The 14,081-nt window shown below is 73.4% G+C and carries 10 protein-coding genes and 1 pseudogene; 9 read left to right on the top strand and 2 right to left on the bottom strand.

Features of this window, described 5'->3' with window-relative positions:
- The 4 genes from GA0115242_RS40980 to GA0115242_RS30310 form a co-directional block, all read left to right on the top strand.
- Positions 1-292, top strand: a 292-nt coding sequence (locus GA0115242_RS40980) for a hypothetical protein (protein WP_161353370.1), incomplete at its 5' end; no start/stop codon positions are given.
- Positions 293-566: 274 nt separating this feature from the next.
- Positions 567-1,508 carry an SCO0930 family lipoprotein gene (locus tag GA0115242_RS30320; RefSeq protein ID WP_093834119.1) on the top strand — a complete coding sequence of 314 codons (942 nt, stop codon included), beginning with the start codon at positions 567-569 and terminating at the stop codon, positions 1,506-1,508.
- Between the two features lie 246 nt (positions 1,509-1,754).
- A complete protein-coding gene (locus GA0115242_RS30315; RefSeq protein ID WP_093834117.1) occupies positions 1,755-2,567 on the top strand; it encodes an SAM-dependent methyltransferase in 813 nt (270 codons plus the stop codon).
- Positions 2,564-4,699 (top strand): putative bifunctional diguanylate cyclase/phosphodiesterase, encoded by a 2,136-nt coding sequence (locus GA0115242_RS30310; protein ID WP_093834115.1) that lies wholly within the window; start codon positions 2,564-2,566, stop codon positions 4,697-4,699. Before GA0115242_RS30315 ends, GA0115242_RS30310 begins: the two co-directional genes overlap by 4 nt.
- Before the next feature lie 192 nt (positions 4,700-4,891).
- Here GA0115242_RS30310 and GA0115242_RS30305 read toward each other — a convergent pair whose 3' ends face one another.
- Positions 4,892-5,779, bottom strand: coding sequence for a LysR family transcriptional regulator (locus GA0115242_RS30305; RefSeq protein WP_093834113.1), 888 nt, complete (start codon positions 5,777-5,779; stop codon positions 4,892-4,894).
- A gap of 119 nt (positions 5,780-5,898) precedes the next feature.
- Between GA0115242_RS30305 and GA0115242_RS30300 the strand changes: the two genes are divergently transcribed.
- The 5 genes from GA0115242_RS30300 to GA0115242_RS42600 all read left to right on the top strand — a co-directional run bounded on the left by GA0115242_RS30300 (position 5,899) and on the right by GA0115242_RS42600 (position 11,594).
- Complete coding sequence (locus GA0115242_RS30300; protein WP_093834111.1) at positions 5,899-6,570, top strand: succinate dehydrogenase; 672 nt, start codon at positions 5,899-5,901, stop codon at positions 6,568-6,570.
- A gap of 2 nt (positions 6,571-6,572) precedes the next feature.
- Positions 6,573-8,519: a fumarate reductase/succinate dehydrogenase flavoprotein subunit gene (locus GA0115242_RS30295; protein WP_093834109.1), complete on the top strand. Its 1,947-nt coding sequence runs from the start codon at positions 6,573-6,575 to the stop codon at positions 8,517-8,519.
- Complete coding sequence (locus GA0115242_RS30290) at positions 8,516-9,265, top strand: succinate dehydrogenase/fumarate reductase iron-sulfur subunit (RefSeq protein ID WP_093834107.1); 750 nt, start codon at positions 8,516-8,518, stop codon at positions 9,263-9,265. Before GA0115242_RS30295 ends, GA0115242_RS30290 begins: the two co-directional genes overlap by 4 nt.
- 353 nt (positions 9,266-9,618) lie before the next feature.
- A complete protein-coding gene (locus GA0115242_RS30285; RefSeq protein ID WP_093834105.1) occupies positions 9,619-10,392 on the top strand; it encodes a GNAT family N-acetyltransferase in 774 nt (257 codons plus the stop codon).
- Entirely contained in the window at positions 10,392-11,594 is a 1,203-nt protein-coding gene (locus GA0115242_RS42600) for a lysophospholipid acyltransferase family protein (RefSeq protein WP_093834103.1), read from the top strand. Before GA0115242_RS30285 ends, GA0115242_RS42600 begins: the two co-directional genes overlap by 1 nt.
- 56 nt (positions 11,595-11,650) lie before the next feature.
- Here GA0115242_RS42600 and GA0115242_RS30275 read toward each other — a convergent pair.
- Positions 11,651-14,035 (bottom strand): annotated as a pseudogene (locus GA0115242_RS30275) (ATP-binding cassette domain-containing protein).
- Positions 14,036-14,081 lie beyond the last annotated feature (46 nt).

Here is a 14,081-nt window from a genome sequence, read left to right as displayed (position 1 = left end):
CGGCTTCCTGGTGGGCGCGGGCTTCGGCGGAGGCGTCGGGGTCGGGGTCGGCGTGCAGGTCGGGGTCGGCTTCGGCGGGACGGGCGGCGGCGTCGGCTTCCGGCACACCGGCGGCACCGGCCAGTTGCGGTGTCCGGCGACCGCCACCGCGCCGGTGCCGTCCGGTCCGGTCGACGCGTACGCGCACGCGTCGGCCCGTGCCGCGCCGGCCGGCGCCCCCACCAGCAGCCAGCTCAGTGCGACCAGCGCCAAGACCCGCGCGGCCAGGGCGGATTGGGTCGATTCGGGTTGATGCACGACGGTGATGATGAAGCTTCCCGGAGCGCACCGCGCCGTGGCGGAGAAGGATTGCTTCGAACGGGGGAAACGGGCCGCCCCGCGGTTTGATCCGCTCCTTCTCCCGGGGGGCGGGGCGCGTACGGCCGTGCGACCGGAGGGTCCCCGCCGCGAGTCCGAAAAGAAATGTTCGCCGCGGTTGAACACAACCGCGGTCCCCGTGCGTACCCATGGTCGTGCGGCGGCGCAGCAGGGCGTTGCAACACCGTTGTGATGATGGGGAGTTGACGATGAAGACCACCTGGCGGAGCGCCTCACTCGCGGCAAGCGCCGTGGCGGTACTGGCGCTGACGACGGCGTGCGGTCAGGAGACCGCCCCCGCGGCGGGCAGCCAGAACGTGGGCGCCACGGCCGCCGCGGGCGGTGTCGTCGGCGTGGGCGCCAGCGCCAGCCCCAGCAATGGATACGGCGCCGACGGGCAGCCCGGCGCCGCGAGCCAGACGGCGGGCAAGCTGGCCGTCTCCGAGAACGCGGAGCTGGGCAAGACGCTCACCGACGGCACCGGCCGCACCCTCTACCGCTTCGACGCGGACACCGCCGAGCCGCCCAAGTCGAGCTGCGACGGCGACTGCGCCACCGCCTGGCCGCCGGTGCCCGCCGACGACGCCACCGCGGGGGCCGGTATCGACAAGGCCCTGCTCGGCGAGGTGACCAGGACCGACGGCTCCAAGCAGCTGACCGTCGGCGGCTGGCCCGCCTACCGCTACGCCAAGGACACCAAGGCGGGCGACATCGTCGGCCAGGGCGTCGGCGGCAAGTGGTTCGCGCTCGCCCCCGACGGCAAGAAGGCCACCCTCGCCGCCAAGCCGGGCCTGTCCACCCGCAACGACCCCAAGCTCGGCACGATCGTCGTCGACAAGAACGGCATGACGGTCTACCGCTTCCTCAAGGACGAGGCCTGGCCCAAGCCGGTCTCCGCCTGCACCGGCGCCTGCCTGGAGAAGTGGCCCGCGGTCGCCCCGGTCGCCTCCGACGACACCAAGGGCGTGCAGAAGAAGGGCCTGATGAACTTCACCCGGCCCGACGGCGTCAAGCAGCAGACCATCAACTGCTGGCCCATCTACACCTTCTCGGGCGACACGGCCGCCGGTGACACCAACGGGCAGGGCGTGGGCGGCACCTGGTACGCCGTCGCGCCCGACGGCAAGCCGGTCGGGGCGCCGAAGCAGTAACGGCCCCGCCGCTCCGCACGACGACAGAACGGCCCGTCCCCTCCGTACCGCGGAGGGGACGGGCCGTTCTGCCGTGATCCCGGGCAATTCACCCCATGACGAGGGGCCCGGCGACTGGTTGAATCGGGCAAGTGCCGCAGGCAGTGACCGGGAACGGACGGTCAATTTCCGTTTCGACTCGCTCTGTTGGCGGGCGATCAGTAGCCTCAGCTCGAACACCGGAACGCCTACGCCTTGGAGAGAGAGATGGAGCGTCCCGCCTGGGCCCCCCGTAGCATCGACATCTCGGTGCCTAGCGTTTCGCGCATCTACGACTTCTACCTGGGCGGTTCGCACAACTTCGAGGTCGACCGGGAAGCGGCCCGCAGGGCGATGGAGTTCATGCCGGGACTTCCCAAGATCATGCAGGCGAACCGGGCGTTCATGCGCCGCGCGGTGCGGTTCGCGGCCGCAGAGGGCATCACCCAGTTCCTCGACATCGGCTCCGGCATCCCGACGTTCGGCACCGTCCACGAGGTGGCCAGGGCCGCGCGCCCCGGCGCCCGCGTGGTCTACGTCGACCACGACCCGGTCGCCGTCGCGCACGGCCAGGCGGTCCTGGAAGGCGACCCGGAGACCGCCGTCGTCGCGGCCGACCTGCGCAAGCCGCAGGAGATCCTGGACGGCCCCGAGGTGCGCGGCCTGCTCGACCTGGACCGCCCGGTGGCCCTCCTGCTCGTCGCCGTACTGCACTTCGTCGAGGACGCCGACGACCCGGTCGCCGCGGTGCGGGAGTTGAGCGACGCGCTCGCACCGGGCAGCATGCTGGTGCTCACCCACGCCTCCTACGAGGGCATTCCGCTGCCGCCCGAGCAGGCAGGGCGTGTGGTGGACGTGTACAAGGACATTCGCAATCCACTGATCATGCGCTCGCGCGAGGAGATCGCGCGGTTCTTCGAGGGGTACGAGATGGTGGAACCGGGACTGGTGCCGATGCCCGACTGGCGGCCGGACACCGCGCCTGAGGACGAGGACCCCTTCGCCTACTCGGGGTTCGCCGGCGTCGGGCGCGCGGCGTGATCGCCGAGCCGGACGGGCCGGAGGACAGACTCCGCAGGTTCGCGACGATCTGGAGCCGGGCGGTCTACCCGGTCACCTCCACGTCGCTGACCAGGCCGGAGTTCGAGGACGTGCTCCTGCCCCTGGCCCGGCGGTTGAGCGACGCCCTGCACACCAGGGCCCTGGACGCCGACGAGGGCCGCGCCGTGGGCGCCGCGCTGGTCGGGGCGCACTGCACCGACCCGGACGCCCTCAGCCGCACCCTCGACTGCGTCGACGCCTACCTCGTCCTGTACTGCGGCCGTGACGGCGACCCCCAGGACCTGCGGGTGCGCGCCTCCCGCCTCCAGCACGCGATGGCCGCCGGGTTCGCCCAGGCGCTGCGCGAACGCACCCTCGCCGAGCAGGAGGCGATCTCCGCCGCCGCCCTGAAGGCGCAGGGCGTGGTCGCCGAGGCCCTGCACGCGAGCGAGGCCCGGTTCCGCGCGGTCTTCGAGGGCGCGGCGATAGGGATCGGCATCGCCGACCTGGACGGCAACATCCTCCAGACCAACAACGCCCTGATGCGCATGTTCGGCCTCACCGAGCAGGCCATCAGGGGCCGCCGGGTCACCGAGTGGACCCACGCCGAGGACGCCCCGCAGACCTGGGCCCTCTACGACGAGCTGGTCCGCGGCGAGCGCGAGCACTACCACGTGGAGAAGGCGTTCTCCCGCACCGACGGCACGGTCCTGTGGACCAACCTCACGGTCTCCCTGCTGCGGGACGCCGACGGCACCCCGCAGTACCAGCTCGCGCTGATGGAGGACACCACCGAGCGGCGGCTGCTCAACCTGCGGCTGCGCTACGAGGCCACCCACGACGCGCTGACCGGCCTGCCCAACCGGACGTTCTTCTTCGAACGCCTGGAGAAGGCGCTCGGCGCGGGCGAGGGCCAGCGCTTCGGCCTCTGCTACCTGGACCTCGACGGCTTCAAGACCGTCAACGACAGCCTCGGCCACGCGGCGGGCGACCGGCTGCTCGTCGAGGTCGCCGACCGGCTCCAGGCGTGCGCGACCGCGCCGGGCGAGATGGTCGCCCGGCTCGGCGGCGACGAGTTCGTCGCGCTGACCACGGGCCCCGACACCGAGCACGAGGTCGACGAGCTGGCGTCCCGCATCATGAACGCGATGGTCGCCCCGATCAGCGTCGACGGCCGTGAGCTGACCGTGCGCGGCAGCATCGGCATCGTCGAGGGACCCGCGGGCGAGCGCAGCCCCGCCGAGGTGCTGCGCAGCGCCGACATCACCATGTACCGCGCCAAGTCGGCCGGCGGCAACCGCTTCGAGCTGGCCGACCCGGAGGCCGACGCCCGCGCCATCACCCGGCACGGGCTGACCACCGCGCTGCCGACCGCGCTGGACCGGGGCGAGTTCTTCATCGAGTACCAGCCGCTGGTCCACCTCGGCGACGGCAGTGTCCGCGGCGCCGAGGCCCTGGTCCGCTGGCTGCACCCGCAGCACGGGGTGCTGGGGCCCGACCGCTTCATCCCGCTCGCCGAGCACACCGGCCTGATCGTGCCGCTCGGCCGCTGGGTCCTGGAGCAGTCGGTGCGCCAGGCCCGCGAGTGGCGCGAGCGGTACGCGCAGGCGGGCCCGCTGCGGATCAACGTCAACCTGTCCCCGTGCCAGCTCACCCACCCCCGGCTGGTGCAGGACACGGTGGAGATCCTGGAGCGCGCCGGGGTCGATCCCGACGCGCTCTGCCTCGAAGTCACCGAGTCGGCGCTGATCGGCGCCGACGACGACCTGCTGAAGCCGCTGCGCAGGCTCGCCGAGATGGGCGTCGACATCGCCCTGGACGACTTCGGCACCGGCTACTCCAACCTCGCCAACCTGCGCAGGCTCCCCGTGAGCGTCCTCAAGCTGGACCGCTCGTTCACCCAGGGCATGCAGCAGTACCCGGCGGACCCGGTGGACCTGAAGATCGTCGAGGGCATCGTCTCGCTGGCGCACAGCCTGGACCTCGCGGTCACGGTCGAGGGCGTGGAGACGGGCGCGCAGGCCGAGCAGCTGCGGATACTGGGCTGCGACACGGCCCAGGGCTGGTACTACGCGCGTCCGGGCCCGCCGGAGCGCCTCCACGACCTGGCCCTGGTCGACGCGACGGGCTGACCGGCCCGCCCCGCGCTCCGTGCGGGGCGCGGGGAGAAGCGCCGTCGGACTCCCGCCCGAGGGGCGCGGGGGACGGCGGGGCGGGTGCGACCGCCGCTCGCGTCCGGGCCGGTGGCTCGTCCTCGGCCCGGCCGGTGACCCTGCGTGCCGGAACCCCGGAACCCCGGAACCCCGGAACCCCGGTGCCCCGGGCTAGCGTTCCAGCAGCATCCGCTGGAGTTCGCGGGCGGCCCGGGGCGGGGCCACGTCGCTGCGGTGGGCCAGGGCGATCGTCCTGGCCAGACCCGGGCGGGCCAGCGGTGTGACCCGCAGGCCACGGCCCGACCGGGTCGCGACCATCCGCGGGACCACCGCGACCCCCAGCCCCGCCCGCACGAACCCCAGCACCGCGTCCATCTCCCCGCCCTCGACGGCGAAGTCCGGCTCGAACCCGGCGGCCCGGCAGGCGGCCACGGTCAGCTCCCGCAGGTCGTACCCGTGCCGGAACATCACCAGCCGTTCGCCCTCCAGGTCGGCGATCCGCACCGTGCGCCTCCCGGGCCCGCCCGGCGCCCGCGCCTCCGGGGACGACACCACGACCAGGTCCTCCCGCAGCAGCTCGACCGTGGTCAGCGCGGGCGACGCCGGTGGCAGCGGCAGCACGATGAGCGCCAGGTCGAGCACCCCGCGGGCCAGCTCCCGCACCAGGTCGTGGGAGCCGCTCTCCTCGATCAGCAGCCGGATCCCCGGATACCGGTCGTGGAAGGCGCGCAGCACGTCCGGCAGCAGTCCGGTGCACAGGCTCGGCGTCGCCCCCAGCCGCACCCGCCCGCTGCGCAGCTGCACCAGTTCCTGCACCTCGTGCCGCGCGGTGTCCGCGTCCGCGAGGATCCGCCGGGCCAGCGGCAGCAGTGCCTCGCCCGCGTCGGTGAGCGCGATGTTCCCGCGCGCCCGCAGGAACAGATCCGCGCCCAGCTCCCGCTCCAGGGCCTTGATCTGCTGCGAGAGCGACGGCTGGGCCACGTGGACCAGCTCGGCGGCGCGGGTGAAGTGCCGGGTCTCGGCGACGGCCACGAAGTACTGGAGCTGCTGGAACTGCATCCCCCCAGCATAGTCTCCGGCTATCGAAACGAGCCGGACCATGTCTTGGACCGATGGGCCCGTGCCGCCGTACCGTCCTAGTCATGGCTCTGGCAACGCGGACGGACCGACGGCCGTCCTTGGCACGCACCGTGTGGGACAGCTCCCTCGGCAAGAAGACCGTGATGGCCGTCAGTGGTCTGATCATGCTGCTGTACCTGGTCGTCCACATGATCGGAAACCTGAAGATCTTCTTCGGGGCGAGCGAGTTCAACCACTACGCGCACTGGCTGCGGGTCGTTGGAGAACCGTTCATGCACTACGAGTGGACGCTCTGGCTGGTCCGGATCGTGCTGGTCGTCGCCGTGATCGCGCACGCCACCTCCGCCTACCAGCTGAGCCGCCGCGACATCAAGGCCCGGCCCGTCGCCTACCGGCACAAGAAGGCGCGGGCGAGCTACGCCACCCGCACCATGCGCTGGGGCGGGATCATCCTCGGCCTCTTCATCGTCTGGCACATCCTCGACCTGACGACCGGCACCGTGCACAGCGGCGGCTTCCAGCCGGGCCACCCCTACCAGAACGTCGTCGGCACCTTCTCCACCTGGTACGGCAACGTCATCTACATCGTCGCGATGCTCGCGCTCGGCCTGCACGTGCGGCACGGCTTCTGGAGCGCCGCCCAGACCCTCGGCGCGGGCGGCCGCACCCGCGACCGCGCCCTCAAGGCCGTCGCCGATGTCCTCGCACTGCTGCTCACCCTCGGCTTCATCGCCGTGCCCGTGGGCGTCATGACCGGAGTGGTGAGCTGACCATGACCTACACCGACCACACGACCGGCGACCCGATCGCCGACACCAGGGCACCCTCCGGACCGATCCACGAGCGCTGGGACACCCGCCGCTTCGAGGCGAAGCTCGTCAACCCCGCCAACCGGCGCAAGCACACCGTGATCGTCGTCGGCACCGGCCTCGCGGGCGGCTCGGCCGGGGCCACCCTCGCCGAACAGGGCTACCACGTCGTCCAGTTCTGCTACCAGGACTCCCCGCGCCGCGCCCACTCCATCGCCGCGCAGGGCGGCATCAACGCGGCCAAGAACTACCGCAACGACGGCGACTCCGTGCACCGCCTCTTCTACGACACCGTCAAGGGCGGCGACTTCCGCGCCCGCGAGTCCAACGTGCACCGGCTGGCCCAGATCTCCGTCGAGATCATCGACCAGTGCGTCGCCCAGGGCGTGCCGTTCGCCCGCGAGTACGGCGGCCTCCTCGACACCCGCTCCTTCGGCGGCGTCCAGGTCTCCCGCACCTTCTACGCCCGCGGCCAGACGGGACAGCAGCTCCTGCTCGGCGCCTACCAGGCGCTCTCCCGGCAGATCGCCGCCGGGAACGTCGAGATGCACCCGCGCACCGAGATGCTCGACCTCCTCGTGATCGACGGGCGGGCCCGCGGGATCGTCGCCCGCGACCTCGTCACCGGCAGGATCGACACCTACGTCGCCGACGCCGTCGTCCTCGCCTCCGGCGGCTACGGCAACGTCTTCTACCTGTCGACCAACGCCATGAACTCCAACGCCACCGCCATCTGGCGGGCGCACCGGCGCGGCGCGTACTTCGCCAACCCCTGCTTCACCCAGATCCACCCCACCTGCATCCCGCGCACCGGCGACCACCAGTCCAAGCTGACCCTGATGAGCGAGTCGCTGCGCAACGACGGCCGGATCTGGGTGCCCAAGGCCAAGGGCGACGACCGCCCCGCCCACCAGATCCCCGAGGACGAGCGCGACTACTACCTGGAGCGGATCTACCCCTCCTTCGGCAACCTCGTCCCGCGCGACATCGCCTCCCGCGCCGCGAAGAACGTCTGCGACGAGGGCCGCGGCGTCGGACCCGGCGGACAGGGCGTCTACCTGGACTTCGCCGACGCCATCGCCCGGATGGGACGCGCCGCCGTCGAGGCCAAGTACGGCAACCTCTTCGACATGTACCAGCGGATCACCGACGAGGACCCCTACCGGGTGCCGATGCGGATCTACCCCGCGGTGCACTACACGATGGGCGGACTCTGGGTCGACTACGACCTCCAGACCACCGTCCCGGGCCTGTTCGCGATCGGCGAGGCCAACTTCTCCGACCACGGCGCCAACCGGCTCGGCGCGTCCGCCCTCATGCAGGGCCTGGCCGACGGCTACTTCGTGCTCCCCGCGACCATCAACGACTACCTCGCCCGCCACCCGCGGCTCGATCCCGTCACGGTCGAACACCCCGTCGTCGAAGAGGTGGTGGCGGAGACCGAGGACCGGCTCCATCTGATCCTCGCGGTCGACGGCGACCGCACCCCGGACTCCTTCCACCGCGAACTGGGCGAACTCATGTGGGAGTTCTGCGGGATGTCCCGCAGCGCCACCGGACTGCGCAAGGCGCTGGAGCGCATCCCGCAGATCCGCGAGGAGTTCTGGCGGCGCGTCAAGGTCCCCGGCACCGGCGAGGAGTTCAACCAGTCGCTGGAGAAGGCCAACCGGATCGTCGACTACCTCGAACTCGCCGAGCTGATGTGCCTGGACGCCCTGGAGCGCGCCGAGTCCTGCGGCGGTCACTTCCGCGAGGAGTCCCAGACGCCCGACGGCGAGGCCGCCCGCCGCGACGACCTGTTCGGCTACGCGGCGGCCTGGGAGTTCACCGACACCGGCGCCGCGCCCGTCCTGCACAAGGAAGACCTGGTCTTCGAGTACGTCCACCCCACCCAGCGGAGCTACGCATGAGGCTCACCCTGCGCGTCTGGCGGCAGCAGAACGCCGACGCCGAAGGCGCCATGTCCACGTACGAGGTGGACGGCATCTCCTCCGACATGTCGTTCCTCGAGATGCTCGACACCCTCAACGAGGAGCTGATCCTCAAGGGCGAGGACCCCGTCGCCTTCGACCACGACTGCCGCGAGGGCATCTGCGGCGCGTGCAGCCTGGTCATCAACGGCGACGCGCACGGCCCCGAGCGCACCACCACCTGCCAACTGCACATGCGGTCCTTCCGGGACGGCGACACCATCGACGTCGAACCCTGGCGGGCGGCGGCCTTCCCCGTCGTCAAGGACCTCGTCGTCGACCGGTCCGCCTTCGACCGGATCATCCAGGCGGGCGGCTACATCACCGCCCCGACCGGAGCCGCCCCCGAGGCGCACGCCACCCCGGTCCCCAAGCCCGACGCCGACTACTCCTTCGAGCACGCCGAGTGCATCGGCTGCGGGGCGTGCGTGGCGGCCTGCCCGAACGGCGCGGCCATGCTGTTCACCTCCGCCAAGATCAACCACCTGAACGTGCTGCCCCAGGGCGCCCCCGAACGGGAGTCCCGGGTCCTGGACATGGTCGCGACGATGGACGAGGAGGGCTTCGGCGGCTGCACCCTGGCCGGCGAGTGCGCCACCGCCTGCCCCAAGGGCATCCCCCTGTTCTCGATCACCAGCATGAACCGCGAGTGGCTGCGCGCCACCCGCAAGTCGGGCAAGCGGTAGGACCTGACCGCCCGGACCGCCGTCCCGCGCGGACGACGGACCGGGCGGACGCGGCACAGGACGGCGCGAGGCGCCCCACAGACGTTCGCCGTGAGCGCGGACGGGCGGGGCCGGGAGGTGCTCCCCGGCCCCGTCTCGCATGTCCGCGACGCGGCGCGGACACGGGCGCGGCCGGAGCATCGCGTGGCCGCGAAGTGAACGGTCACGGCGCAGCGAGCCGTTCAGCAACCTCACACCCGCGCGCTCCGCACCGGACACGCGAAGGTCAGTCGGCATCGGAAGAACAGGGGCGGCAGGCCGAAGCGCCCCGCTCGGCCGTCCCCGCCGAACCGGCCCGCGACCAGGAGAGTGCCATGACCGGCGTTTCCACGCTCGACCGTCCCCCGCAGCCCGCGGCACCCACCCGCTACACCGTCTCCCTCGCCCGCGACGAGGCCGACGTCCGTGCCGCCCAGCGGCTGCGGCACGAGGTGTTCGCCGGTGAGATGGGCGCCCTCCTCGCCTCCCCGCAGCCCGGCCTCGACATCGACGCATTCGACGCCTACTGCGACCACCTGCTGGTCCGCGAGGAGACCACCGGCCAGGTCGTCGGCACCTACCGGCTGCTGCCCCCGGAGCGCGCCGCCGTCGCCGGACGCCTCTACTCGGAGGGCGAGTTCGACCTCACCGCCCTCGACCCGATCCGGCCGGGACTGGTCGAGGTCGGCCGCTCCTGCGTGCACCCCGACCACCGCGACGGCGCCGTCATCGGCCTGATCTGGGCGGGCATCGCCCGCTACATGGTGGACCGCGGCCACGAGTGGCTCGCGGGCTGCTGCTCCGTCCCGCTGGCCGACGGCGGCGCGCTCGCCGCCGCCACCTGGGACCGGGTCGCCGCCAAGCACCTCGCCCCCGAGGAGTACCGGGTCCGCCCGCTGCGGCCGTGGACCCCGGCCACCCCCGCGGCGCCCGCCGCCCGCACCGAACTCCCCGCCCTGCTGCGCGGCTACCTGCGCCTCGGCGCCTGGGTCTGCGCCCCGCCCGCCCACGACCCGGACTTCGGGGTCGCCGACCTGTACGTGCTGCTGTCGATGCGCCGGGTCAACCCGCGCTACCTGCGGCACTTCCTCTCGCTCGTCCCGGCCTGATGAGCGTCTGGCTGCCCAGCGCGCCCTGCACCCCCGGGGCGTGCATCGAACCGGCGGGGCCGGTCACGGCCCCGCCGCGCGCGGCGCTGCGGACGGCCGCCGTCCTGCTGCTGCTCGGCGCGGGCGTCTGCCTGCTGCCCGTCGGCCGGGCCGTCCCCGCGGTCGCGGTCCGCGCCTGGTCCCGGTGGATCGTGCGGGCGGCCGGGGTCCGGCTGCGGATCACCGGGCCCGCCGTGCCCGACGGCGGCGTGCTGCTGGTCGCCAACCACATCTCCTGGCTGGACATAGCGCTGCTCGCCGCCGTCCGTCCGGCCCGCATGCTCGCCAAGGCCGAGATCCGCCGCTGGCCGGTGGCGGGCGCGCTGGTCGCGCGGGCCGGTGTGCTGTTCATCGACCGGGACCGGTTGCGCGCCCTGCCCGCGACGGTCGCCCGGGTCGCCGACGCGCTCCGCGCGGGGCGGGCCGTCGCGGTCTTCCCCGAGGGCTCCACCTGGTGCGGACGCGCCCAGGGCACCTTCCGCCGCGCCGCGTTCCAGGCCGCCCTGGACGCGGACGTCCCGGTCCAGCCGGTCCGGCTGCGCTACCGCCTCGCCTCCGGGGCCACCAGCACGGCACCCGCGTTCATCGGCGAGGAGTCGCTGCTGACGTCGGTGTGGCGGGTGGTGTCGACCCGGGGCCTGGTCGCCGAGGCCGAGATCCGCCCCGCGGTGCTCCCCGCGGCCCACCCGGACCGCCGCGCCCTGGCCCACGCGTCCCGCGTCACGGACCCCCTCGAAGCGCCCACCCGGCACCGGCTCCCGGCCGCACCCCTGGCCTGGTCCCCGATCCCCGTCACCCCCGCCCCCGTCCCCGTCGCCGTCGCCGTCGCCCCCGCGTCGGATTCCCTCGTCCCCGTGCCGGACGCCCCGGCCCCCGTTCCGGACGCCCCGGCCCCCGTGCCCGACTCCCTGGTCCCCGGCCCGGTGACCCCGGCGCCGTCCCCGCTCCCCGCGCCCGGTCACGCGCCCGTGCCCTCCCCGCGCCGTTCCGACCGGGCCCGCCCGGACCTGGCGTCCGCCCCGACGGCGGACCGGACCCCGCCGCGGACGTCGATCCGGACGTCGGTGCGGGCCCGTGTCGCCGACACGGTGGGCGTGCGGCGCCTCGGACGCCCCCGCGCCGTGGCCGCACCGGCGACCGGTACCCCGGCCGCCGACGACTGACGTCCGGCCCTTCCCGCTCCCCGGCGGCGGCCGGAGGGCGGGGCGCGGCCCTCGGGTCAGCCCAGTTCCCTGGCCAGATACGGTGCCGTCCTGCTCTCCGGGGCGCGGGAGACCGTCTCCGGGGTGCCCTCGGCGACGACGCGGCCGCCCGCGTCGCCGCCGCCGGGACCCAGGTCGATCACCCAGTCCGCGGCGGCCACCACCGTCATGTCGTGCTCCACGACGATCACCGTGTGCCCGGCGTCCACCAGGCCGTGCAGGCGGTCCATCAGGATCTCGATGTCCGCCGGGTGGAGCCCGGTGGTCGGCTCGTCCAGGAGGTAAAGGGTGTCGCCGCGCCGACCGCGCTGCAACTCGGTGGCCAGCTTGATGCGCTGCGCCTCGCCGCCGGAGAGTTCGGTGGCGGGCTGCCCCAGCCGCAGATAGCCGAGGCCCACGTCGAGCAGGGCGGCCAGGGAGCGGGCGACCGCCGGGGTGTCGGCGAAGAACTCCGCAGCGCCCTCCACCGTCAGGTCCAGCACCTGCGCGATGTTCCGCCCCCGGTACGCCACTTCGAGGGTCTCGGGGTTGTAGCGGGCCCCGCCGCAGTCCGGGCAGGGCGCGTAGGTGCTGGGAAGGAAGAGGAGTTCGACGCTGACGAACCCCTCGCCCTGACAGGTCTCGCACCGGCCGCCCGGCACGTTGAAGGAGAACCGGCCCACCCCGTACCCCCGTTCACGCGCCCGTCCGGTCGCCGCGAACTCCTTGCGCACCGCGTCGAACAGGCCCGTGTAGGTGGCCAGGTTGGAGCGGGGGGTGCGGCCGATCGGCCGCTAGTCGACGGAGACCAGCCGCCGCACCCCGGGCACCTCCTCGGTGATCTCCCCGATCAGCGTGGACTTCCCCGAGCCCGAGACGCCGGTGACGGCGGTGAACACCCCGAGCGGGAAGCGCGCCGTCACCCCGCTCAGGTTGTGCCGGGTGACCGGACCGATCTCCAACCAGCCGACGGGGGAGCGGACATGACGGGCGGGGCGGCTGGAGCGGCCGAAGAGGAAACGGGCGGTCGCCGACCCCTCGACCCCGGCCAGCTCCGCCACCGGACCGCTGTGCAGCACCCGTCCGCCGTGCTCACCGGCGCCCGGACCGACGTCCACCAGCCACTGCGCGCCCCGCACCACGTCCAGGTGGTGTTCGACCACGAACACCGAGTTGCCCGCCGCCCGCAGCCGCTCCAGCACGGTCAGCAGGGCCTCGGTGTCCGCCGGGTGCAGCCCCGCCGACGGCTCGTCCAGGACGTACACCACGCCGAACAGCCCGGACGTCAACTGGGTCGCCAGCCGCAGGCGTTGGAGTTCGCCCGCCGATAGCGTCGGGGTCGGGCGGTCCAGGCTGAGGTAGCCCAGGCCGAGTTCGAGGACCGGGCCGATCCGGGCGCGCAGGTCGTCGGTGAGGACCCGCGCCGCCTGCGAGCCGCCGCCCTCCTCGCCGAGAACGGCGGCCAGTTCCAGCAGGGGCAGCGCGGCGAGCGCGCCGATGGAGCGGCCCGCGAACGTCACCGCCGTCGCCTCCGCGCGCAGCCCCGCGCCCCCGCACACCGGGCAGGGCGCGCTGGTCAGGAACCGCTCGGCCCGCGCCCGCAGCGTCCGGCTCCGGGAGTCGGCGAACGTCTTCAGCACGTACCGCCTGGCGCTCATGTACGTGCCCTGGTACGGACGTTGGATGCGGTCGGCGTCCCGCACCGGATGCACGGTGACCACCGGCTGCTCGTCGGTGAACAGGATCCAACGGCGCTCCTCGGCGGGCAGGTCGCGCCAGGGCACGTCGACCGGGTGACCGAGCGCGTCGAGGATGTCCCGCAGGTTCTTGCCCTGCCAGGCCCCGGGCCAGGCGGCGATCGCGCCGTCCCGGATCGACAGCGACGGATCGGGCACCAGCGACTCCTCGGTCGTCCGGTGCACCCGGCCGAGCCCGTGGCACTCGGGGCAGGCACCGGCCGCCGTGTTCGGCGAGAAGGCGTCCGAGTCCAGCCGCTCGGCGCCCGGCGGGTAGTCGCCCGCCCGGGAGAACAGCATCCGCAGCGAGTTCGACAGGTTGGTGACCGTGCCCACCGACGAGCGCGAGGACGGCGACGAGCGCCGCTGCTGGAGCGATACGGCCGGCGGCAGCCCGCTGATCCCGCCCACCGCGGGCGCCCCGACCTGGTGGATCAGCCGCCGCGCGTACGGCGCCACCGACTCGAAGTAGCGGCGCTGCGCCTCCGCGTAGATCGTGCCGAACGCCAGCGACGACTTCCCCGACCCCGACACCCCGGTGAAGACGGCCAGCACGTCCCGCGGGATGTCGACGTCCACGCCCCGCAGATTGTGCTCACGGGCGCCCCGGACCCGGACGTACGGATCGTGCCCGTCCGGGGGAGCGGGCGGCGCGGCGGCGGGGACGGACGGGCGGGGCGTGGGCATGGAGGGGCTCCGGGGGCGGTCGGTGATCCCTCGATCGTATGCGGGG

Source organism: Streptomyces sp. SolWspMP-5a-2, assembly GCF_900091845.1.
Lineage (GTDB): Bacteria > Actinomycetota > Actinomycetes > Streptomycetales > Streptomycetaceae > Streptomyces > Streptomyces doudnae.
Note: the sequence above shows the minus strand (reverse complement) of the source record. Positions and strands in the feature narration are given on the sequence as shown.

What these genes read in the sequence shown, in the direction of transcription:
- GA0115242_RS30295 (WP_093834109.1), top strand. Translation starts at nt 6,573, where the DNA reads ATGACCTACACCGACCACACGACCGGCGACCCGATCGCCGACACCAGG.
- GA0115242_RS30290 (WP_093834107.1), top strand. Translation starts at nt 8,516, where the DNA reads ATGAGGCTCACCCTGCGCGTCTGGCGGCAGCAGAACGCCGACGCCGAA.
- GA0115242_RS30315 (WP_093834117.1), top strand. Translation starts at nt 1,755, where the DNA reads ATGGAGCGTCCCGCCTGGGCCCCCCGTAGCATCGACATCTCGGTGCCT.
- GA0115242_RS30285 (WP_093834105.1), top strand. Translation starts at nt 9,619, where the DNA reads ATGACCGGCGTTTCCACGCTCGACCGTCCCCCGCAGCCCGCGGCACCC.
- GA0115242_RS30305 (WP_093834113.1), bottom strand. Translation starts at nt 5,779, where the DNA reads ATGCAGTTCCAGCAGCTCCAGTACTTCGTGGCCGTCGCCGAGACCCGG.
- GA0115242_RS42600 (WP_093834103.1), top strand. Translation starts at nt 10,392, where the DNA reads ATGAGCGTCTGGCTGCCCAGCGCGCCCTGCACCCCCGGGGCGTGCATC.
- GA0115242_RS30320 (WP_093834119.1), top strand. Translation starts at nt 567, where the DNA reads ATGAAGACCACCTGGCGGAGCGCCTCACTCGCGGCAAGCGCCGTGGCG.